General features: G+C 34.2%; 13 protein-coding genes. 6 read left to right on the top strand and 7 right to left on the bottom strand.

What is annotated here, in order from left to right; genetic code table 11:
• Positions 1–67: 67 nt before the first annotated feature.
• From JM83_RS14135 to JM83_RS14110, 6 genes are all read right to left on the bottom strand, one after another.
• Positions 68–2,314 carry an RHS repeat domain-containing protein gene (locus tag JM83_RS14135; protein ID WP_144962815.1) on the bottom strand — a complete coding sequence of 749 codons (2,247 nt, stop codon included), beginning with the start codon at positions 2,312–2,314 and terminating at the stop codon, positions 68–70.
• A gap of 50 nt (positions 2,315–2,364) precedes the next feature.
• Entirely contained in the window at positions 2,365–3,060 is a 696-nt protein-coding gene (locus tag JM83_RS14130) for a hypothetical protein (protein ID WP_144962814.1), read from the bottom strand.
• Between the two features lie 195 nt (positions 3,061–3,255).
• On the bottom strand, positions 3,256–3,687 hold the full coding sequence (locus tag JM83_RS14125) for a hypothetical protein (protein ID WP_144962813.1): 432 nt from the start codon (positions 3,685–3,687) through the stop codon (positions 3,256–3,258).
• 231 nt (positions 3,688–3,918) lie between these two features.
• Entirely contained in the window at positions 3,919–4,299 is a 381-nt protein-coding gene (locus JM83_RS14120; RefSeq protein WP_144962812.1) for a hypothetical protein, read from the bottom strand.
• Positions 4,299–7,826 carry a DUF6443 domain-containing protein gene (locus JM83_RS14115; protein WP_144962811.1) on the bottom strand — a complete coding sequence of 1,176 codons (3,528 nt, stop codon included), beginning with the start codon at positions 7,824–7,826 and terminating at the stop codon, positions 4,299–4,301. The genes JM83_RS14120 and JM83_RS14115 overlap by 1 nt, the downstream gene beginning before the upstream one ends.
• Positions 7,827–7,829: 3 nt before the next feature.
• A complete protein-coding gene (locus JM83_RS14110; RefSeq protein WP_144962810.1) occupies positions 7,830–11,279 on the bottom strand; it encodes a hypothetical protein in 3,450 nt (1,149 codons plus the stop codon).
• A gap of 704 nt (positions 11,280–11,983) precedes the next feature.
• Between JM83_RS14110 and JM83_RS19530 the strand changes: the two genes are divergently transcribed.
• The 6 genes from JM83_RS19530 to JM83_RS14085 all read left to right on the top strand — a co-directional run bounded on the left by JM83_RS19530 (position 11,984) and on the right by JM83_RS14085 (position 19,557).
• Positions 11,984–12,235: a phage integrase SAM-like domain-containing protein gene (locus tag JM83_RS19530; RefSeq protein ID WP_261376901.1), complete on the top strand. Its 252-nt coding sequence runs from the start codon at positions 11,984–11,986 to the stop codon at positions 12,233–12,235.
• A 21-nt stretch (positions 12,236–12,256) separates the two neighbouring features.
• On the top strand, positions 12,257–12,679 hold the full coding sequence (locus JM83_RS19525) for a site-specific integrase (RefSeq protein ID WP_261376477.1): 423 nt from the start codon (positions 12,257–12,259) through the stop codon (positions 12,677–12,679).
• A gap of 1,248 nt (positions 12,680–13,927) precedes the next feature.
• Positions 13,928–14,236, top strand: coding sequence for a helix-turn-helix domain-containing protein (locus tag JM83_RS14100; protein ID WP_144962809.1), 309 nt, complete (start codon positions 13,928–13,930; stop codon positions 14,234–14,236).
• Positions 14,237–14,331: 95 nt separating this feature from the next.
• A complete protein-coding gene (locus tag JM83_RS14095) occupies positions 14,332–16,182 on the top strand; it encodes a KTSC domain-containing protein (RefSeq protein ID WP_144962808.1) in 1,851 nt (616 codons plus the stop codon).
• 61 nt (positions 16,183–16,243) lie between these two features.
• Positions 16,244–16,561 carry a hypothetical protein gene (locus JM83_RS14090; protein ID WP_144962807.1) on the top strand — a complete coding sequence of 106 codons (318 nt, stop codon included), beginning with the start codon at positions 16,244–16,246 and terminating at the stop codon, positions 16,559–16,561.
• A gap of 14 nt (positions 16,562–16,575) precedes the next feature.
• Positions 16,576–19,557 carry a DEAD/DEAH box helicase gene (locus tag JM83_RS14085; RefSeq protein WP_144962806.1) on the top strand — a complete coding sequence of 994 codons (2,982 nt, stop codon included), beginning with the start codon at positions 16,576–16,578 and terminating at the stop codon, positions 19,555–19,557.
• A gap of 1,331 nt (positions 19,558–20,888) precedes the next feature.
• Here the strand turns inward: JM83_RS14085 and JM83_RS14080 are convergent.
• Positions 20,889–21,956, bottom strand: a complete 1,068-nt coding sequence (locus tag JM83_RS14080; RefSeq protein ID WP_144962805.1) for a PepSY-associated TM helix domain-containing protein — start codon at positions 21,954–21,956, stop codon at positions 20,889–20,891.

Below are 21,956 nucleotides of genomic sequence, written 5' to 3'. Positions count from 1 at the left end.
AATCTTTAAAGCATATAAGAAGGAATGTTAAGAATAAAGCAGTTTTTACACACTTTGAAAACATAATCTAATCTTTTAAATTATAAATAAATTCAGAAATTATATAACTCATTTCGTCTACAATCTTACTCAGACGGTTATGATTATCATACTGATAAGATGTGGTTTGACCTCTGGGATTCGTCAATGAAAGTAATCCTACCCTCGATTTTTGTTCATAGGTATTTATATATGATTTAGAAAGATTAGTTCTTAATCCATTAATTGAATTTAAATCATTCTCGTCGAGGTTTTCCAACTGATTGACAGTAATTCCTAATTGAGCAGCTACCTCAGAAGAGGTTGCATTTTTTATTGATGCTATAGGATAGATATAATCATCATCCCAGAAAAAAAGGGAAGAAGGGCCATTGTTCTGATAGCTTTCCCTTAACCTGCCGTTATTATAATACTCCAGAAAAATTCTTTCTTCAAAATTTCCTGATTTAGACAGAGATATCTTATAAGGTAGGATTGGACCACCTGCAAATAATTCCTTAAAATCATATTGTTTTTTGAACACCAATTCATTTGATGAATAAGTAACAGGGTTATAAAATTTTTCAGTCTTTACTATTTTTGACAAACAGTTGTTATTAACAAGCTCTTGGGAAGCACCTACCATGTTATCTTTTGGGTAATAATAAAATTCCTCTTCGATATTTTGATTGTCATAAGTGTTTTTAATTTTCCTTAATAGGTAGTCTACCGAACTGTCATATGAAAATTCTTTGGTGGACTGGGACTGAAGCCCGTTTGTGAAAAATTCAGTTTTGGTTATTGCACCAATATTCCCGATACTACCTGTTGCCTTAACTGATCTGGAGAATAAAGGACCATATTTTCTATCCATATGGCCAGCATAATAATTTTGCCAATTGGTTACATAATTGGGTAACGCACAACGCACTGTGGGGTTATCGCAATAAATAGGATGCCTTTCTATAGAGAAATACGTTCCATTATCTTTTATAAAGATTTCGTTATTGTTATAATTTTCATTTAAATAAAGAACTAATCCTTCGGTATAAACACCTTGATAATTCTTAAAATAACTGTAAGTATCCTCCGAAACCATAGAATTATCCTCAGAATACCTATCATTTGATAGTGGTTTGCCACTTTCTACGTCGGAATTGATATAGTTCTCATAAGGACTAACAATCCAGGATTGCATACCAGAACTTGCAGGATAAAATTTATAAAAAGTATATCCGTTGCTTTCCCCGTTCTCATTGTAAATTATTTCTTTTACTGATTTGTAATAAATATTAGGAAGTTCACCTTTGGGAATTCCAGAATTTCTAATTAGTCTTTGATAGGAGTTATTGTCTCGACCGTTAAAAGTTACAGTAGAAACCAAGCTTGGTAAAGAATTGGTTCGACCGCTTTTGAGACCCTGTTCGTTAACGTAACTATAAGTTCTTTTGCTAAATAAATCACCTGTTTCTTTGTAGTCTTCAATTTTATAAATTCTAAGACCTGGCTCTAAATTGTTGTTATCGTCTCGATTGCCTTCATAATAATATTGAGTGAAGCCTCTAGTAGGATAAGTGATTTTTGTCAATATTCCATTATCTGCACTAGATGAAACAGGATCTCTGTTTGCACCTTGAAAAACACAACTACCTAATATTGCTTTTGGATATAAAACATTATTAGATTTTCCATTATATAACCCAATTAAATCTTGACTTTTAGATAACCTTGATGGTACAAAGTCCGGAGTATTATATACAAATGAATAACTCTGAAAATCTACATCTGAACTACTATAAATATCTATACTATTTAACTTTAATCTAATATCAAATGGAGACTTTGTAGTTTTATCCCCCCCATCTAAATTGAAATAATCATCATTGTTAAATACTATTTTGTTTAATCTTTCTCCTTTAGTATTATAAACTAATAGTTGATCTAATCTCCCATTTACTGCTGCTGTATGAACATCATGGCGAATGCCTTTTGTAAGGCTAAAGATTAAATTCCCATTGTATAATACTTGTGTTGGGAACTGATGTTCAATATAGTACCCGCCTGAAGGATATTGGGGATTTATTTCAGGATAAGTTGTATTCGTGCAATTATCAATTAAATCTATAATTACCCGCGAGGCATTTGATTGAACAACATCGGTATCCCAATATCCCGGTGTCGAATAATTAAAATCGTATTGATCCATTCCATTAGGAGAAATAATTTTTGTTAGAACCCAGGATGAATTATAAATTACATTAGTTGCTCCATTCGTTACAGCATCATCCCCATCCATTTTTGTTTTTTCTCCCTTATTGAAATAATACTTGGTCCCATCTTCATAAGTTACCAACCATTCGTAGAACTTTCCAAAGAATTAGAATATCTTTCAATTTTTATTCTTGGATTTCCAATAACATGAGCCTCTTTGTTCGGACTACTGATATCAATTACAAATTTTTCAGAAATTCCTGGCAGACTTATTTGATAGTAATCAGGCTGGGAATCTATAAAGTTCATACTTATGTCATACAGGAAATTTAAATATTGTTGTGCCTGGAGTACACTTTCAAATTTTTGATTTAAACTCTTGTATTCTATTATATCTTCGGAAACATTAGGATTATATATACTATTATAGGAACCTCCGGAAATATAATCATCTGGTAATCCATTAACGATTCTAACGATTCGTCCACCTAAGTTTAGATTCCATTTTAGCCCTACCCAACTTGAAAGTTCTTCTACTTTTACTCCTGATGCATCGTAATTTAAATTTACCGGTAGACTAGCTTCTAATCCTTTAAATTCATATAATGGAATAGTTACATTTGGTGTTCCAGTTATATAATTAACGGGGGTATTGCCATAGGTTTGGAATGCCGCAGCCTCAGGAGAAATTGGGTCTTTACCTATTTTTTGTAATTCCTGAATATAGTAATCCTCTCCTTGCTGCTCCTGAGCTATAATTAATTTAGTAGATATAAAACTTAACGCTAAGACTGTTAGGAAAATTTTTTTTAAATGCATTCTTCCAGACATATCGGTAGATTTAAATTAAGTAAACTATTTCTTTCAAAAGAAACTAAAATTCAAATCATTATGGATTAAATAACCGTACAATAATTACGGTTTAAACTTTAATTTAATTAGTCCAAAAAAAGAGAATGAGGCCAGTAATTTATTTTTAAACTAAAATGGGAGGAGGATGTAATTTGGGAACGAAAAATTAGTTAGTTAAAGTATCCGGAAATTTTTAATGATCTCTTTTTTATACGCGAGGGTTAAGCCACTAGAGCTATCTTTAAAACCATAGGTGGTATTTCCGGTATCATTTACATTCAGCAACTTATTACTATAATTGGAATAGCCATAGGTAAGGACATCCATATTGGTATAGGTAGATGGGGTTTGCCAAGCATTACGAGTAAGGGTTTTAATATTCCTATTCTTGTCATAGGTGACGCCACTTACATTGTAGTTGCTGCTGTACGCCGTGGCGGCTGTTATCCTATTTAAATTGTTGTAGCCATACCTGTACCAACGCAGGACATTGTCGTTCTGTGTCTTCCATTCTGTCTCTGCAATGTCCCCATTATACAATGGTGTTGCTCCATGACCTGCCGTTTTGTAATTTATTTTAAAGCCAAACAAATCTACAGTACCCAAACTTGCCGGGTTGTTGATTTGTTTTAACCAACCCCTTACTTTAAAAGCACAATTCGTAATCCTATAATTTCTGAAATTGATAAAGATGATAGATCCATTATCTTTAAGATGATTGATAAAATGCTCACTTCTAAAAAGTTCAAGGATTTCTTTTCCAAAAATGTTGGTTTACTTTAGGGCATACAAAAAAACCACTCCTAAGAGTGGCTGTTACTTCTTTTTTTTTAAACTTTAAAATTTCAATGTTTTTAAATTCTTATTATTAATATCATTATAATAAGAGATAATTCTTTCTCTACTTACTGATTTTAGTAATATCAAATCTTCCTTTTTATTAAGCACTACACATTCTTTAGTACTTAAATCTATGATTGCAATTTTAAATTTAGTAAAAAAAAAACTTCTATATAATACAGGGACAATTACTTTATTCAAATTTTCTTGAAAAATTAAGGGTCCACTAAAATATTCATCTTTTAATATCATTTCATTATTTAAAAATAATTTACCAATTTCTGGACCTCCTTGAGACATTTCCTTGAGGTCTCTATATTCTAATAGATTGTCTTTAAAATTATATTTGGATGGATAATTTACTGCGGTTAACATCATTATTGATTTATAAGTTTAGATTCCTGATTTAATACATTTTTTGGATTAGCTAATATTTGAATATTTCCTCCAGGATATTTTAAACTTTGCGGCCCAACAATTCCAAATTTAATAGGCGTTCCTTTAGGTATTATTCCTTTCGTAAATAAATCTAATGAATTAAATTCAGGTTTTATGGCATTAAAAGTTCTATTAAGAAGTTTGCTAGAGCCTATTTGAGGACTAAAATGATTTACTCCATCCACTTTCATTAATCCAAATCTCTGTACAGGAATATTAAATGGTGCTTTTATATTTACACCTCCTAACAAAAACCCTTCAGCTGTAGTGAGTTTATTTAAAGTAGAAAGTCCTTTAAGTGCCGTTGTGGTTCCTTTAGTGACAGCAACAGCTCCTAATACTTCTCCAATTACTGTACCTCTTTCAAAACCGTTACCATTTACTACATCATTTACTGCTCCATCTAGAGCTTGGCTCATTGCTGCACTTGTTCCGAAACTATCAGAACCAAGAGCATTATCTAATGCTAACATACTTGAAGGATTACCTTGTGATGCTCCTACAATCATCATATTAGCCATTCCTTTTAAAGTTTGCCCAGGGTTTGTAACAGCATTCCAAGTTCCAGTAACTGTATTTGCTAATCCATTACTAATTCCAAAAGCGTGAGCACTTACGCCATTTGGGTTTGCTGCTGCATCTGCAACCATCCAAGGATGCGGTAATAATTCCGCTCCTTCAAGCTCTGTACCCATTCCCATTTTGTTCTCTTGAAATGCATACGTTGAATTATAGGTGTAATCCTCCGCCAATGGGTCTATTTGCCAAAACCTACCTATGGACGGATCACTCATGCGGTATTTCCATTCGTGGGTATTCAGTCCTAAATCTTCCGTAAATTCCTGTCCTTGGTATGTTTTCAGGTTATTCTTAACCCCGTAAGAAGAACCATTATAGCCTTTATGCTCCAATCCATAGGGATAGTAGTTTTGCTCCCTCCTTATCTCTGAACTGTTCACGCTCCCATTGTTGTTGTCGTCCGCATAGGTTATCCTCGTGTTCCCCCAAATATCTTGATATTGGTACACATATTGGTAAGAGCCGTTCCCGTCAGGTTCGACATAGCCCTCTGGTTGGTAGAACTGCTTCAGGACGTTGTTTTCGTAAATGAAATTGCCCGCATAGTCCATTGTGGTTACATTTGCTCCAACTGTCTTTTTCTTCTGCAATTTTATTCCATCGGCAGAATAGGTGTAATCCAACACACCTGCATCAGCACCCGTAACAGTAATCTTGGTCGGCATGTTCAGGTGGTTGTACAACACACTGGTAATCCCCTTATTGGCATCGGATGTTAAGTTGCCATTGATGTCATAGGTGTATTGTGTCGTTGCTCCAGAACTATCTTTAAAACCATAGGTTGTATTTCCTGTATCATTTACATTTAGCAACTTATTACTATAACTAGAATAGCCATAGGTAAGTACATCCATGTTCCCAAAAGTCGAAGCAGAAGCATTGGTTTGACCTCTTCTGGTTAAAGTTAGAATATTCCCATTCTTGTCATAAGTGATCCCGCTTACATTATAGTTAGTACTATTGGCAGTTCCGGCGGTAAGTCTGTTCAAATTATCATAACTATAATTATACCATCGCAGCACATTGTCATTCTGTGTTTTCCATTCTGTCTCTGCAATGTTCCCGTTATACAATGGCGTTGCTCCGTGACCTGCTGTATTGTAGTTTAGTTTAAAGCCAAAGAGATCGCTTCCCAAACTCGCTGGATTATTAATTTGCTTTAACCAACCTCGAACGTTATAGGTGTAATCCACCGTTTGCAGTCGGCTGCTGCTGGTAGCGATATTTCCTACCTTTTTACTTTTTAATTCTCCCGTTTCACTATAAGCATTTTCTGCAATCAGCTCTGTTCTCCCGTTTAGGGTTTGGGTATGCTTTAGCAGTCTATTTACATGATCATAGGTGTAGTTATCCAATGTAACAACATTCATACTTCCCTTGGTATGGGTGGCTTCTGTAGCAAGTACATTCCCAATAAAATCCAGGTCTTGTTTTACTTTATCTGTGCTTCCTAAAAAAGCATTGTTACTAGCACTGTAGATTACTCGCCCTTTGTCGTCATAATGCATCACACTGGTGATCCAGCTTGTTTGTCCCAAAACTTTTACCCGGCTTCCCGTTGGAAGTCCTTTGGTGGTATATTCCACATTGTCATCAAAAACAAGGGTACCTGCATTTAGTTTTAACCCTGCGGTATTAAAAGTGTAGTTATCATAATAATTTAAAGTGAGCACTTCAATACTAGAAGTTGGGTAACTTTGGTTGGTATAATAATTATTAGTGCTGGTGGTAGTCTTTTCCTCCCAGGCTTTATTAGCCGTTCCATTGTAATGATTATCTAAGGCGGCTTGCATAATGGCTTGTGAGCCACTGCTATTAGTAAATAATCCCGTGGAGACCACCCTTCCAAAAGCATCGTATTTGGTATACAACCATTTGTTTTGAGCCTTTAAATTAGCATCTTGGGTCAATACGGGTTGATCCAGTTTATTATAAACAATAAATTCCACATTCTTTCCCGGGATCTTTTTCTCCACCAATCTATTACGCTTGTCATACTTGTATTGGTAGCATAGTTCTGATAATTCCGTAGCATCTGGTTTGGCAGATTGAGGCTCCGATTTTGGGGGCAGCACATAGGTCAGGTTTCCATAAGCGTCATATACGTAATAAGTGTCATGTGGAACACTTGCATTATAAGTTCGTTTTAGAACTACTCGTCCTTGCTTGTCCTTGAATTCTTCAGTCGTATTGTTCACTCCACTGGTCCAATTCTCATTCTTTACGATTGATTTATACAATTCACCAGCCGTGTAATACCCTTGAAGATTTAACGTAGGAGTGTAAACAGTGTTCAGACTCACATTATATAAACGAACGTTATCATTTGCTGAACTAGTTGGAGAGGCTGGGTTATGGGTATTGGCCTTGTATTCAAATTTAACACTATGATCTGTATCGCTTGTGGGATTTATTTCCCAAGCGTCTCCCGGGGCTCCTTGCTCTATCGCACGGTTCAAGGGCGAGTCCTCAAATCGGGTTTCGGAATAGGGATTGGAGGTTGCCGCAGTACCTAAAAAATCTGATCCATAGTTTGATTTATAATAGGTTTTTGCCTTTAATGCAATATCCCCTGTTTTAAAGCTTCCTGCAGTCCCTGTAGCATCTGGAACTGGCAAATATTGCTTGTCCTGCCTGCCATAGGCATCATAGCCAATAAAAGTGACAATATCTTGAAGGCTCGGAGATTGATCTACTCCGATGGTTTGCTTTGTTCTTCCCAATCCATCGAGATAAGTGATCTCCTCGATTACATTGGTGTTGCCAGATAGGGCGGTAGAAGACTCCTTCTTATAGGTTTTTTTCTGTACATAGTTCTCTGTACCGGTTTGAGCAGATACAAGGCTACCAAAAAAAATGAAGGATCCAAATAGTAGTAATGATTTCATAATTTAATTGGATTTATAGTTGTATTTGTACTCATTTAAGATTTTTCCATTGGCGTCCTTAATGAATTGTAAGCGATTGAAAGTGTCATAACTATAATAACTGATATAACCCTTGGTATCGGTAACACTAGTAACTCCAACCAAAGGATCATAGGTATAAGTAGTGATCATGGCATCGCTTAACGCTGTTGTATTTCTAAGGGTTGTTAAAGCTGAGCGTAGTGCTCCTTCGGTACCCGAAGTTCCTATGGTTCGATCTGTATCCAAATTAGATTTGGTTTGTAGATTTCCTACTTGAGAGGACACCTCTGAATAAGTGGCATTTTCAATTTTAGCGATCGGAAATTGCTGATTGTAACCCCAGATATAAACAGTCGTTGGGCCATTTACCATCGATACCTCTAGAGGATTACCCTTGTTATCATATTGTTTGTATACCATTCGAGATTCAAGAGGATCTGATAACTTTGAGGATTCCATAGAACCCGGTAAAACCAATGTTCCATCATCCTTAAAAATTGTTCTTTGAGCAGTTTTAGAAAGGACAGTTCCTGAGGAGTTTTTTAATTCAGTTAAGGTTTGAATAGGAATTGCTATACGATGTTCGTTAGCAACTTTTAACTTTGAGATTGCAGCATATTCCGCAGTTGTCAAATTATCATATCCCAGACTATTTACTGAGTTCACATCATCTGCATAAAACATCGTAGTAATTGATGTATTGCCATCGCTAGTAGTTAGTAGTTGTCTGGTTAATTGCAGGTTCTTAGGATTCTCATAGAAATTCTCTATTACCTTGGAGTTTATTTCCGTTCCATTTTCATCATAATTACGCTCAACTGTTTTATCCAACGTATATCGTTCAACGATATAATTGTATTTAATCGCTTCTACATGATTGATGTTAAATGCATCAATAGCCACAGTTTGCCCAGCAGATTTGTTTTGTCTATTACATGGATGTTCTTTTATTATATTTTGATTATTGGCACCACTAGCGATGCATGAGATATTTGGGAGCTGTTTCCAAAAATGCACATGATTGGTTGCACAATAGCTATAAGTATAAGTTTTATTAATATCAGAAGAGGTACACGTATAAGGCTGTGGGGTAGTGAAAATGTTTTCCTCGTATGCTTTCTTTACTATATAGCTCGGAATCTCTTTACTGAATAATGGATCACTAGAAAAAGTGAACTCCTTTTGATATGCCTTTTTTAAGACCCCATTAATTTTCCTATAATATGCCACAGTTTTTTCAAAACCATTATTCAATGCATTTTGATTGAACAAAGGCAATTCTAAATATATTCCTCCTCCATGAATGATCTCTGCAGTACTAAGCCTATTTATTATAAACTCATGTTCCTCTGCGCCGTTTTCAAAATTATTACCCCCAATACTCACGGTTACATTTGAATAATTGACAATGCTACCGCGTTGATTAAGTAATGATTGTGAACTGCTTGAGGACAGTATTTCTTGAAAACAATCGATAGATGCTCCTAAAGGGAATGGACCACTTCCTTCACAAATTTTCCTTTGAATAGCTTCCGATAAATAGTCCGGCTTAACCCCTTCGATACCGGTTGACTGTTGCAGGTTATTTAATTTTGCATAATAATAGCGCTTGATCATATTCTGTCCATCATTAAGATAATCCTCTGTTTTTTTTATGCGCATCCCAGAGCCAATTTGGTTTTGCTGCACATTCTGTTCATCATAGAATTCCAGTTTTCCCATCCAATGAAGCGATCCTGATAAAGCACTAACTCTCAATTCATAATCCCTGCTAGGAGAAAGACTAAATTCTACATCAAGTAAATTTCCTTTTGAAAAATCATATCTATTTTTGAGCTGTGGGGATCCTGTGACATCCCAAAGTTCAAGTCTCCCACTACCACTACAGCCAAAACACCCGAAATTATCAATATCTTCATAGCCTAGAAGGCGTGTGGGGTAGTTACTAGTATTGCTGTAATTTGAACTTGTCGAAAATGATGCAATTGCATTATAAGGAGAATATGGATTGCTGTTCACAAAAATCGTGTTATTCACATATTCTCGTTTATAGCCAAAATACATATTAGGCTCATAATAAAATTTAGTTTTACCACCAGTTGGAAAAGTAACCTCACTTAACAATCCATAGATAGCATAGGTAGCATTGGGTTCTCGGTCTGCCCCAATATTTTGAGGATTCTGCCATAAAGTGGTATTAGGTCTGGGCAATAAAGAGGGGTTGTTTGTTTGTCCATTATAAAATCCCCAATGATCGAGGCCTTTACTATCTCTCTTAGGAAAATTTGAGGAATTGTTATATGAAAATGTATGCTTTTTGGTTAAATCCTTATAAGTGATATTATCTAGAAATACTCTTTTATTGGAGTTGAAAAAGTAATTCAATCCTACCTTTTCTAAAATTGAGCCGGTTGAATTTAGAATTTTTATCTCCTCAACTAATTCATAGGACAAAATATCTGGATGTACAAGATCAGATTTAATAACCACCTGGCCATCTAAAGGGTTGTTAGTACTTATAGTTGCCAATTTCACTCCAACTACTCTATAATGAAGTTCACAGTAAGAGTACCCCCAATCATCGCACGAAATATCTCCACAAGATTTATAAGTTTTTGATCTCCCATAAGTTTCAGACTTACCTTGATAATAGGTATATGTATTGGATACATAACCGAGATTGATCTGATCTCCAAGAGGATGTGTGATTTGAGAAAGATACCATGCAGTAATCGGTCTAGGCGCATTTGCTGCATCATTGCAAATAGAGATGGTTTCTGATTCCTCTACAACTGAAAAAGTGTATTTTATTCCAGATTCATCTGTGATCTGAAATGTTGTAGAATCGAGACTGCCTGAACTTGTAATCTTAAGAGCCTTATCATTATTCAATAATACAATACGGTCATACCCATCGATCACAAATTGACCTTGAAAACCCATAAAATTAAAATTATAAAGATCATGCTCTGCATCCTTACCATTAATAGAGTTTTGATATAGAAATTTATGAACATCTGGATTTAACTTAGAATTATTAACCCCCTCAGTAATCTCTAGGTCTGGAAAATCCCTATTAGATGAATTACTACCTACAGTATTATCCGCATGTCCTTTAACCGTTCGCGTTATTACTCCACCAATATTCAAGTTCCAACCTAAACCTACCCAGCTTGATACTTGATTCACCCTAATTCCACTGTTATTATAGCTAAGAGAAATTGGGAAAGAAAGGTTTTTGCTCTTAAAATTATAAAGAGGAATATTAACATTGGCAGTTCCAGTAAACATCCCTACAGGGATATCACCATATTTACCTAATTCAAATGCAGTTGGTGAAGGGGGTGTTACTTCTGGTAAGGTTTGTTGAGAGAATAAACTCAAACAAGAGAATAAAACAAGTAAGAAACAAACATTAGTTTTTAAATCCATATCAATTTTATTGAAAATTTTTCAGATAAAACAATGATAATGGATTAACAACTGGAAACTATCAATTGAAACCGTAGGATTTTTACGGTTTTAGTGATAATCCAATAAAAGAGTTATTAAACAGTCGTGTGATTTTTATTTTAAAAAATCAAATCATATCTTTAAGATGAAGTCAAAATAATTAACTTTATTTAAGTTTAGTTTTAGTCTGTAAATAACAATTTGTAACTTAAGATAAGGTATTTACAGATTTCAAAATATATGCAGATCAAAATCTTAGATCAGTGAAATGAATGAATTTATGGATGCGAAAAGATGATAACTAAATCCAATGATTATGAAATAAATGGAACCGATTCGGTGACCTTTTAAATCAGAAATATTGAAAAGTCTCTATTAACAAGGGATAACAAATAAGAGGTGCGTTCTGCCACCCCGACTTTTAATGTTTTAAATGACATTAAATAATACCTAAACAAATGATTTTCAATACTTTAATAGAATTTAGGATCATTTGTTTTTATTTAAAACCATCTTTAAAGTGACCTAATCGGTCACCTCTTCGGTCACCTTTTTTTCTTAACTTCAACCTACCGGACCTTATAAAGTGATTTGATTTTCGTTTATCTCAATTTATTAACTTTTAAAAGAGAAGGTAATGGAAACAAAAATCACATTCAGTATCCTGTTTTGGAAAGCTACAACTGACCAATAATGGGATCATGAAACATATGGAACGGTTCAAGAAATTACTGAACCTCGCCATAAAATTAGAATGGATGTTCAAGAACCCATTCCGGGACTATAAGATGAAATTCAAAAAGTTTGACCGGGCTTTTTTAAGCAGGTTGGAGCTTCAAAAACTGGAAGAAACTATATTTCCAGTACCACATTGGAAAAAACCAAGAACATCTTTCTATTTGCTTACTATACCGGTTTATCTTGCACAGATGTAAAGAAACTTTCAAAAAAACCATTTGGTAAAAGGTATTGATGGACGGGACTGGATACACTGTTTCCGGGAAAAGAGCCAGACTCCTATGAAAATACCTCTATTGGAAAAAGCTAAGACTATATTGAATAAATATTCTGCCTCTAATAATTCAGAGTTTTTGCTGCCTATATTTTCCAACCAGAAAACCAATAAGTACCTTAAGGATATCGCCAGCCAGTGTGGTATCCATAAAAAGCTGAGTTTCCATGTGGCTAGGCATACCTTTGCAATGACGGTAACGCTCTCCAATGGCGTACCTATTGAAACTGTATCGAAATTATTGGGGCATACCAAACTTACCACTACACAAATCTATGCTAGGGTAATTGATACCAAGATTTCATCTGATATAGATATACTTCGGAAAAAGTTGAAGCCTTCTCTTCGTAAAAGGGAATCCCAATGATAAAAAATAGTTGTTTTAAGCTTTAGAAGACGGCAAAGTCCTCACCCCATTTCCCTACATTGCGTAAAAACTCCATTTCAGGAGAAGCGGTTCGTCTAAAAAATCTTGGACACAAGCCAAAAAATAGAAGGTGCTTTTATATTACATTTCTTAAAGTACATTCCGGATAAGAGTAATGTAAAGCTGCTTTAAAATATTTTTTGGCTCAAGTCCGCTGGCATTCGTAGTTATATGAAAATATAGGAGATAACTTTCGTGCTGTATTTCAAGGTTGGCCCTCCAACTTCCCACCTACCATTACCTTTTGATGGAAAAATTACAGGATTTAAAATTGGACGGCAGCATAACCGGTCGCTGCGCTTTCCCTTTTATAAGCCTTTGCCAATTACAAATCCCGTGTAAAAAATCACCAAAAGGTAACGGATGGCGCTATGGGAAGTAAATGGAATTGAAAAGAACATCCATTTTCAATTTGCACTTTTTTTTAACTTTTTTACTAAAACAAAAGGAAAACGTTCAAGATATAATAAGTATATGGTTTTTATTAGGAAGCGTTTTAATGCCCATTACAGAAGCTACCATTTTTAGTAGCGAAGCGGATAAAAATGAGTAGCAAGAGGGTAACACGCAGAGCGATGTTACATATTTTTAAATTATTGATTTTCAAATACTTGTATCTGTTTTTAATTTTGTATTTCCAGAAATTTGCGACAAATGCGCTCGGAATTGCTATAAACAGGCTCATTTTTGCGACAAATTCAAAAGTTGAAGTGAAATTTATGCGTGTACTAATCATATTTCCCTACATCCTGTTCTAGGAAAAAAGGTTCGTCCAAAAAGTCTTGAACCCAAAGCCAAAAATTCAATTTTATATCCATTTGAAATGGGAATTTATTTTGGCATACGTTCACTAAAAAATAAAGACAGTATCCAAAATTTTGTGTAAATAGAATTTCTATGGATATAGCTTTTAAAGTTTAATCCAATTTTAAAATATAGTCCAAGAAAAGGATTTAAAATTATCTAGTTCATAAGGTGATAAGCTTCACTTTCCTTTTTAAAATATGATTATTTTACAAATTCTTGCAATTCATCTAGTATTTCCATTTCTTCATAAGGCACATACCCCAAGCTTTGCTAAAAAGACAATTTGTTAAGGCTCGACAGGAATGTTGAAATTAATTTCAAATCAGTAAAGATAAATCAAAAATCTCTCCCTATTTTAGACACATTATGTCAATATAGATTATGTCAACAGAAACAATAGGCGAAAAGTTAAGGCACATACGAGAAGTAAAGGAACTCCCCTTGCGGAAAGTGGCTGCGTTGCTCGACATTGATGTAGCTATTTTGAGCAAAATGGAGCGTGGAGAGCGGAAAATTACAAAAGAAGTTGTTTTGAAACTTGCCGACATATACAATTACAACACAGAGGAACTTTTGATTTTGTTCCTAAGCGACAAGATTTTGAATGAAATTAAAGACGAAGATTTAGGAATAGAAGCATTGAAAGTAGCCGAGGAAAGGTTGAAATATATAAAAGCTAATAAAAAGTAAAAGAGTCAAAGAAAAAATTGGTTAGCGTTTTTGGATATCCCCATCAATATATGATGAAATTATAGTGAAAAATTTTAATATGATTTAAATAAATAATGGCATTACCCATAAATATAGATGAATTACTACACGGCAATACGGTTGAATGGGATCGGATTGAGTTAAAAAAAGGATGGAATCCAGAGGATGTCATTCACTCTTTATGTGCCTATGCTAATGATATTAACAACTGGGATGGAGGTTATGTCATTATTGGAGTAGAAGAAGAAAATGGCAAAGCTAAATTACCGCCAATTGGTTTAGAGGTTCAAGAATTGGATGCTATCCAGAAAAAACTGATTGAACTGTCTCATAAATTAAGCCCTGTATATATTCCTGTTTTTCAGCCTTATTTAATGGATGAGAGGCATATCCTGGTTGTTTTTGCCCCCGCGGGAGATAACAGACCCTACAAAGCCCCCATTGGTTTAAGCAAAAAAAGAACTGAAAGAGCAATGTACATCAAGCGAGGTTCAAAAACGTTAAAAATAAAAGATGGTTCTGATGACGAGAGAAGGTTGATTGAACTCACGGCACGCATCCCATTTGATGACCGAATAAACCAAACCGCTTTGTTAGATGATTTGAATTTGCGTTTGATTCAAAACTATTTGAAAGAAGTGATGAGCTCCTTGTATGAGGAGAGTACAAAAATGCCATTCCCTGAATTGTGCAGACATCTAATGATTGCCAAAGGTTCAGACGAACTATTACGACCTACAAATGCTGGTTTGCTCTTGTTTAATGAACATCCCGAAAAATATTTTTCCGGAGCGACTATTGAATTGGTGATTCATAAAAATGAAGTTGGGAAAGATTATACCGAAAAAATATTTACAGGTTCTATTATTCAGCAGATTAGAGATGTTTTGCAGTATTTTAAATCAACTATTGTCGAAGAATTGGTGGTTAAATCAGCTAAGCAAGCAGAATCCATACGCTTCTTTAACTATCCCTTTCAAGCTATAGAAGAAGCGGTGGTCAATGCCGTTTATCATAAAAGCTATGAGCATGAAAACCCTGTTGAGATTCAAATACATAAAGATAAAATTGAAATATTGAGTTTCCCTGGTCCTATGCCACCTATTAACCAAGCGATGTTAAAAAAACAAAGAGTAGTGGCACGTGATTACAGAAACCGTAAAATAGGTGGATATTTAAAAGAGCTGAAACTCATGAAAGGCAGAGGAACCGGATTGCCTATTATTCACAAAAGTTTAGCCGAAAATGGTTCACCTCCACCCATTTTTGAGACGGACGAAAACAATGCTTATTTTTTGTGTATTCTATCCGTACACCCACTCACAAATTCCATCCTAGGTCAGGAAGACGACCTAAGAAAGGACAAAGATAAAACATTGATTTTAAGATCATTAGTCGAAATAGACAAACATCTTAGGTCGCAAAAAACACCAAAAAGAGATCAAGTAGAGCCTAAGTTACTTGAACTTTTAGAATCTATTTATCTAAAGGTATTAAACTATTGTGAAAAGCCACAAAACCGTTTATCTATTTTGGAAAACTTGGATTTGTATAATAACAGCAGAAATTTCGATAACTACATAAAACCTCTCTTGGAGGTTGACTGGTTAAAACAAACGTTGCCTGATAAGCCAACAAGTAAAAATCAAAAATATTATACTACTGATTTAGGTAAAAAAGTGCTCGCTATCATTTCAGAAGACAGTATTACAGGAATAAAAAGAATTCCAGTAGACTCTTCCAACATTGCGGCTGTTGGTTATGACAAAGAAGCACGCATTTTAGAAATAGAATTTCACCACGGAGCTGTTTACCAGTATTTTGATGTTCCAGAAAATGTGTATAAAGAATTAATGAGTTCCGCAGCAAAGGGAAGTTACTTTATGAATGAACTAAAAGATGAATTTAATTATCAAAAGAAATAAAACTTGCGGATAGTATTTGGCAGAAGTTGTCAGCGAGAAGATTAAATAGAAATAAGAAATAATGGATACAGACGATTTATCAATACCGGCTTATAAGGGAATCATCGCAGGGGCAGAAAAATTCAATCACGACTTGACTTTGCAATTCGGGGTATTGGCGTCTAGTTGTTTAGATGATGACCACTATTTGAATCAAGCAGAAGCCAAAATAAAAGATTGGCTTCAGTTGGATGATTTCGAAAAAATAATAGATGATATTTTCTATGGTGAATCTGTAATCGAAAAAGAGTTTAGAAAGACATTAGACAAAATATTATCCAATATTGATGAAATAAGAAAAACTCCTATGGAACAACGTGATTATGACGATTGGGGTTGAGTAATTTTAATGATATGGTTTCAATTTCTGAAAATATCAATCTTTTTCGCTACCTTTTCAAAGGGCGTGAAGATGTGTTTGCAGTCCGTTGGGAAAAACCTGCCCGTCCGGCAGGCGGGGGGAGTAAATCGGGCTATATGCCAGCCGTTTTTTACGACCCATATCGTTTTCGTACACATAAAATGAACGGTGGTACTTTTCATAATTTTAAAGAGAAATCCTATCTAAAATTTACTGATGAACAAATTCAAAAGCACTTAGATGGATTTCATCAGATTGGAATTTATCCACTATTACAAGACAATACCACTTGGTTTTTAGTAGCAGATTTTGATAAAGCCAATTGGCAAAAGGAAGCTATTACTTTTCTAAACGCCTGTAATGATAAAGACATTCCAGCTTATTTGGAGCGTTCCCGTTCTGGTAATGGCGGACACGTTTGGATATTTTTTGACAAACCATATCCTGCCATAAGAAGTCGCAAAATATTCATTTCTATTTTAGAACAATCTGGGGCATTTTCAATGTTCGACAAAAGTTCAAGTTTTGATAGATTATTTCCCAATCAGGATTTTCTCTCAGGTAAAGGCTTCGGAAACCTCATTGCTTTACCGCTTTATAAGCCAACCTTTGAAAAGGGAAACAGCTGCTTTGTTGATCCCGAATCATTTGAACAATTTACTGATCAATGGAATTTTTTGAAAAATGTTCAAAAGGTTTCCATAGACTATTTGGACGAACTTTATAATAGATTAGCGCCTGATGCTGGGAAAATAAAACCGCAAACAACAAATGGAAAACTTAGTATTTATTTAAGCAATACTATAAGAATTAGCAGAATTGGATTAACGCCAACGCTTACGCATTTTCTGAAAGAAGAATTGAATTTTGCCAATTCCGAGTTTTTCATCAAAAAGAAATCAGGAAGGAACACCTTTGAAACAGCTCGTTATTTTAAAATGATTGAGGAATCGGAAAGTGAAATCTTTGTTCCTCGGGGATTTATAGGCAAGCTTTTGAGGTTTTGTAAAGAATCACAAATCGAATTTGAATTTGTTGATGGAAGAAAACTTAAGCCATCAATTCCTTTTGCGTTTAATGCTGCGTTGCGAAATCATCAACTAGGTGTAATAAATACGAGTTCTAAAAAGGATTACGGGGTAATTGTAGCCCCACCAAATTCTGGAAAAACAGTGATTGGACTAAAAATAATTGCCGATAAAAGACAACCGGCACTTATTATTCTTCACCGAAAACATTTATTGAAACAATGGATAGAACGGATTGAAGTATTTCTGGGTATTCCGAAAAGAGATATTGGCGTTATCGGTCAAGGGAAGTCAAAAATTGGTAAACAAATTACTGTTGCAACAATTCAAAGTTTACCAAAACAAATAGAATCTGTTCAAAATCAATTTGGAACCATCATTGTGGATGAATGCCATCACGTTCCTGCCAAAACTTTCAGAAATACGATTGAGAAATTAGAAGCCTATTATTTATATGGATTAACCGCTACTCCTTTCAGAAAATATAACGATGGTAAAATGATTTTTACACATTTGGGAGAGATTATTGCGAATATTCAACCCACCGAAATTGAAAATTATAAAGAGGCAAAAATCATTATTCGAAATACAGAATTAGATGTTCCCTACAACTCTAAAACTGACATTTTTGAAGTGTTCTCAAAAATATTGGTTCACGATACCACCCGAAATAAACTGATATTGGAAGATGTAAAAACGGAACTGAACCAAGGTAAAAAAACAGTAATCATTACCGAACGAAAAGAGCATATTGATACGTTGTATTTGTTTTTAAAACAATCGTATGAAGCCATTACGCTGAGCGGAGAAGATTCAGAAACTTACAAAAAAACTAAATGGAAAACATTACAAGAAGGGAACTTTCAGGTTTTAATTACAACAGGACAATATTTTGGGGAAGGAACAGATTTACAAAATATTAGCTGTTTGTTTTTGGTCTATCCCTTTTCTTTTGAAGGCAAACTAATCCAATATATAGGCAGGGTACAACGCTCTGAAATAAACCCAATCATTTATGATTATCGAGATTATAAAATTGATTATGTCAACAGACTTTTCTTAAAGCGAAATACTTATTATCGAAAAATTGACCAGCAGGCAACTTTGTTTGATGAACTAAAGGATGAAATCCCAACTTCAAATCACGTTATAACTATAGAAAAGAAAATTAAAGTTGCAATTGAGGAATTAGAGTTTCATTATGGAAGTGTGGCGTTCAAATATGCAGTTGTCGAGATGAATACGGAACTTCAATTTCAGGTTGAAAACAACGAAATTAGACCAGAATTTGAGGTGCTTAAACCCTATTTTATCAAAACTCTAAAGTCAAAAAGTGTTGCTGTAGAATTGTTTGCTGAATTTGAAAACGGGAAATTGGTTTCTCAATTGGCACTATCAACTGATATGGACCGAATCAATAAAGAAGTGGTTGAGGGCGTGAAATTTCAGTTTCTAAATAAAGGATTGCTCAAGAAGTTCAGTCCAAAAAATCAAAACATCCTGACTTCTGATGAATTACAAGAACAGGAGAAAATTTATGCTCACGCAGAAGATTTGTTGAATGAAATTCTGAAAAACAAGCAATACAAACATTCACAGAACATTCGATACTTGGCTAACAAACACGAAAGTCCGATAATGAAAATTCGTTTTGTATTAAATCCATTTTCATTTGTTTTTCTGCTTGCCGGAGAGAATAATTATTTTATTATTTTGGAAACTTTGGACACTGAAGAAGCCACTTATATTTGGTATGTCCCTAAAAACAAAGCATCTTTAATTGAGGAAGTAAGACAAATTGATAACCAATTAAGTATTATTAGAGAAAAAGGAAGACAGACATTTTTAGAAAAAAGCCCTGAAAACTTTACGAGAATTATACACGATTATTCAGATGACAAAAAGGGATTTATAATATGGAAATCTGCATTAGAAGAAGTAGTTTAGTACAACCCACAGATGTAAGCAAATTTGCAATTACTCATAAATTTTCTATTGAGTTTGTAAATCATCACAATGACACATCTTGCTTTGCTACTCAAAAATGAATTCCTCCCGGAGAGAATTTACCGGTGTAATTTATATTCCTCATTTGAAATTAATTTTTCTTCGAATGGAAACCAGCTTTTTTTAGATCTTTCTTTTCTTTTAAAACAGCTGAAAATTTGACTTGACCTATCATAAAAATTCACTTTTTTTACCTGGCGCATTTTCCTTTTGTGCTTAATTACGCAGCGTATTGAGATCAAAATGAAAATAGTTTTTTTCCATATTCATTTACTTATTTCAGAGCCGTATGCATTACCTTTTGATGCAATCTCACTTCAAGTAAAGGCCTTATAAAAAGCAAAGCAGTTTTATGCAGGCCGTTAATTTCAAATCCTGTTTCTTATGCAATAAAAGTTAAAGCTATGAAAGCTGAATAAAAATATTGAAGGAATGATCATTCTTTTGAAGCCAGAAGTTAGTTATGAAAATGGAACAAGCGCACTTAAGTCAAAAAAGTTTTCCTCCTAGGACTTATAGAATGATGCAAATACTTTTTTGACTTGTGTCCAAGAGCTTGTGAATGAACCTCTTTTTCTGGAACGGAGCTTTTGCGAAGTGATGAAAGGAGATGTGGTAAACGTTCTTTGTTGTTAACTAAAATCTACTAACATTTTCAATAAGTTCTTAGATATTATATCCCATACAATTTGTAAGAATTCCCTTCTAAAAATGGTGTTTTTTAGTAAAAAGTTCACCAATTTTACTGGGCTGTGAGCATTTTTTAGTAAAAAAGTTTGAAGGGATTTTTTTATTTCATACGATTCATCACTATTCACTATTAAATGAAAGCAAAACTAAGGGGAAATGGATTGTAACGCGGCTCTGCCCGTTACCCTCTTGCTATTCCCCATTTGTTTTTATGTTCATTAAATTTAGACATTGATCATAATTTTTATATACCTTAATAATTTAAATCGTTTGTCCGTAAAGTATCCTAAACTGAAAAATGACGTCATTCTGAACTTGTTTCAGAATCTCATTTCAATGTACATCAATGCAATATGGAGACCCTGAAATAAATTCAGGGTGACGAAAGAACTATTAGGACAAAAAACGGATATACAAATAATTTAATTTTGGGAATACATTTATTTTGATTTAATAAAATTTATGTCCCTAAAGATTTTTCGAGAGCCTAATTTGGGGCTAAAATAATTATTTACATATGTTTATAAATTTATAGATGAATATAAAAGAAGGAATAAATTAATCAATTTAACATGGCAAATTCATCTTTGCATTCTAAAATAGTAAGATCGAAGACCTGTAATAAATAGAATTATTGGAACAAACCCTGAGATAAAAACCAAAATCCTACCTAGTAAGCCTGCGATTTCTCCAATATGAATTGGGTACATTTGTGCTGCTATTTGTTCACTAATCGGATGGCTGTCAAAGGAGGTCGCATTAATAACTTTACCATTTTGATTTAATTTTAATTCCTTGGTTTTTCTAAGGCCGGGAACAATAAATCGGTCTTTTATATACCTAAATTGATATACTTCATTTGGATCTTTAGGAAAGTAAATTGCACGAAGTGAATATTTTTTGTCTGGATTCTCTAATAAGTCTAGTATGTCTAACGTAGTGCCCACCTTCTTCTTTTTTTTAGGTTTGGTATTTATGGTAGAACCATCTGCAAACTTAAAACCTTCTTTATAGTAGGTGTTATAAGTGAAATATCCACCAGAAAAGGCCATGACGAGCAACGGCAAGAAAAAGAGGATACCAAGTGTTTTATGAACGTCGTAGTTAAACCTTTTTTTATTTCGTTTCCATTTAATTTTAATCCCTTTTTTAAAATTCGATTTATACTTTTTCAACCATAAAAATAATCCAGATGTTAGAAGAAAAAAGAAAAATAATATGGCACTCCCACCCACAATGTACTTACCAACTTTAGGAATGCCTAAAGTTCGATGGATATTTAACAAATCCTCGAAAAATGATATAGAAGCTGATTTTTTTCCTAGAACCATTCCATTTTTTGGATGATAATAAAGAGTTTGGCCATTATTATAGACAATAGAAATCGTCTGCTGTTCTCGATAAGGGAGGAATATCTTTGCTACAGTATCTTTTTGGGATTCATAAAGCGTCAGGGAAGTTTTTAAAAGTGCTTCTTCTGAAATATTATTGACAGTATTTACCTTGAGTAATTTTGGATTTAAAGCGGTCGTTATCTCTGGCTGCCATACATACATAGAACCAGTAAGCCCTGATATGGAAGCTAAAATTCCACAGGACAATCCTAAATAAAGATGTATTTTCTTAACTATTTTTGAGAAAGGTTTCAA

The organism is Gillisia sp. Hel_I_86, assembly GCF_007827275.1.
Lineage (GTDB): Bacteria > Bacteroidota > Bacteroidia > Flavobacteriales > Flavobacteriaceae > Gillisia.
Note: the sequence above shows the minus strand (reverse complement) of the source record. Positions and strands in the feature narration are given on the sequence as shown.

Coding starts and splice junctions, on each gene's coding strand:
- JM83_RS14115 (WP_144962811.1), bottom strand. CDS start 7,826: ATGAAATCATTACTACTATTTGGATCCTTCATTTTTTTTGGTAGCCTT.
- JM83_RS14085 (WP_144962806.1), top strand. CDS start 16,576: ATGGTTTCAATTTCTGAAAATATCAATCTTTTTCGCTACCTTTTCAAA.
- JM83_RS14095 (WP_144962808.1), top strand. CDS start 14,332: ATGGCATTACCCATAAATATAGATGAATTACTACACGGCAATACGGTT.
- JM83_RS14090 (WP_144962807.1), top strand. CDS start 16,244: ATGGATACAGACGATTTATCAATACCGGCTTATAAGGGAATCATCGCA.
- JM83_RS14135 (WP_144962815.1), bottom strand. CDS start 2,314: ATGGATGGGGATGATGCTGTAACGAATGGAGCAACTAATGTAATTTAT.
- JM83_RS14110 (WP_144962810.1), bottom strand. CDS start 11,279: ATGGATTTAAAAACTAATGTTTGTTTCTTACTTGTTTTATTCTCTTGT.
- JM83_RS14120 (WP_144962812.1), bottom strand. CDS start 4,299: ATGATGTTAACCGCAGTAAATTATCCATCCAAATATAATTTTAAAGAC.
- JM83_RS14100 (WP_144962809.1), top strand. CDS start 13,928: ATGTCAACAGAAACAATAGGCGAAAAGTTAAGGCACATACGAGAAGTA.
- JM83_RS14130 (WP_144962814.1), bottom strand. CDS start 3,060: ATGTCTGGAAGAATGCATTTAAAAAAAATTTTCCTAACAGTCTTAGCG.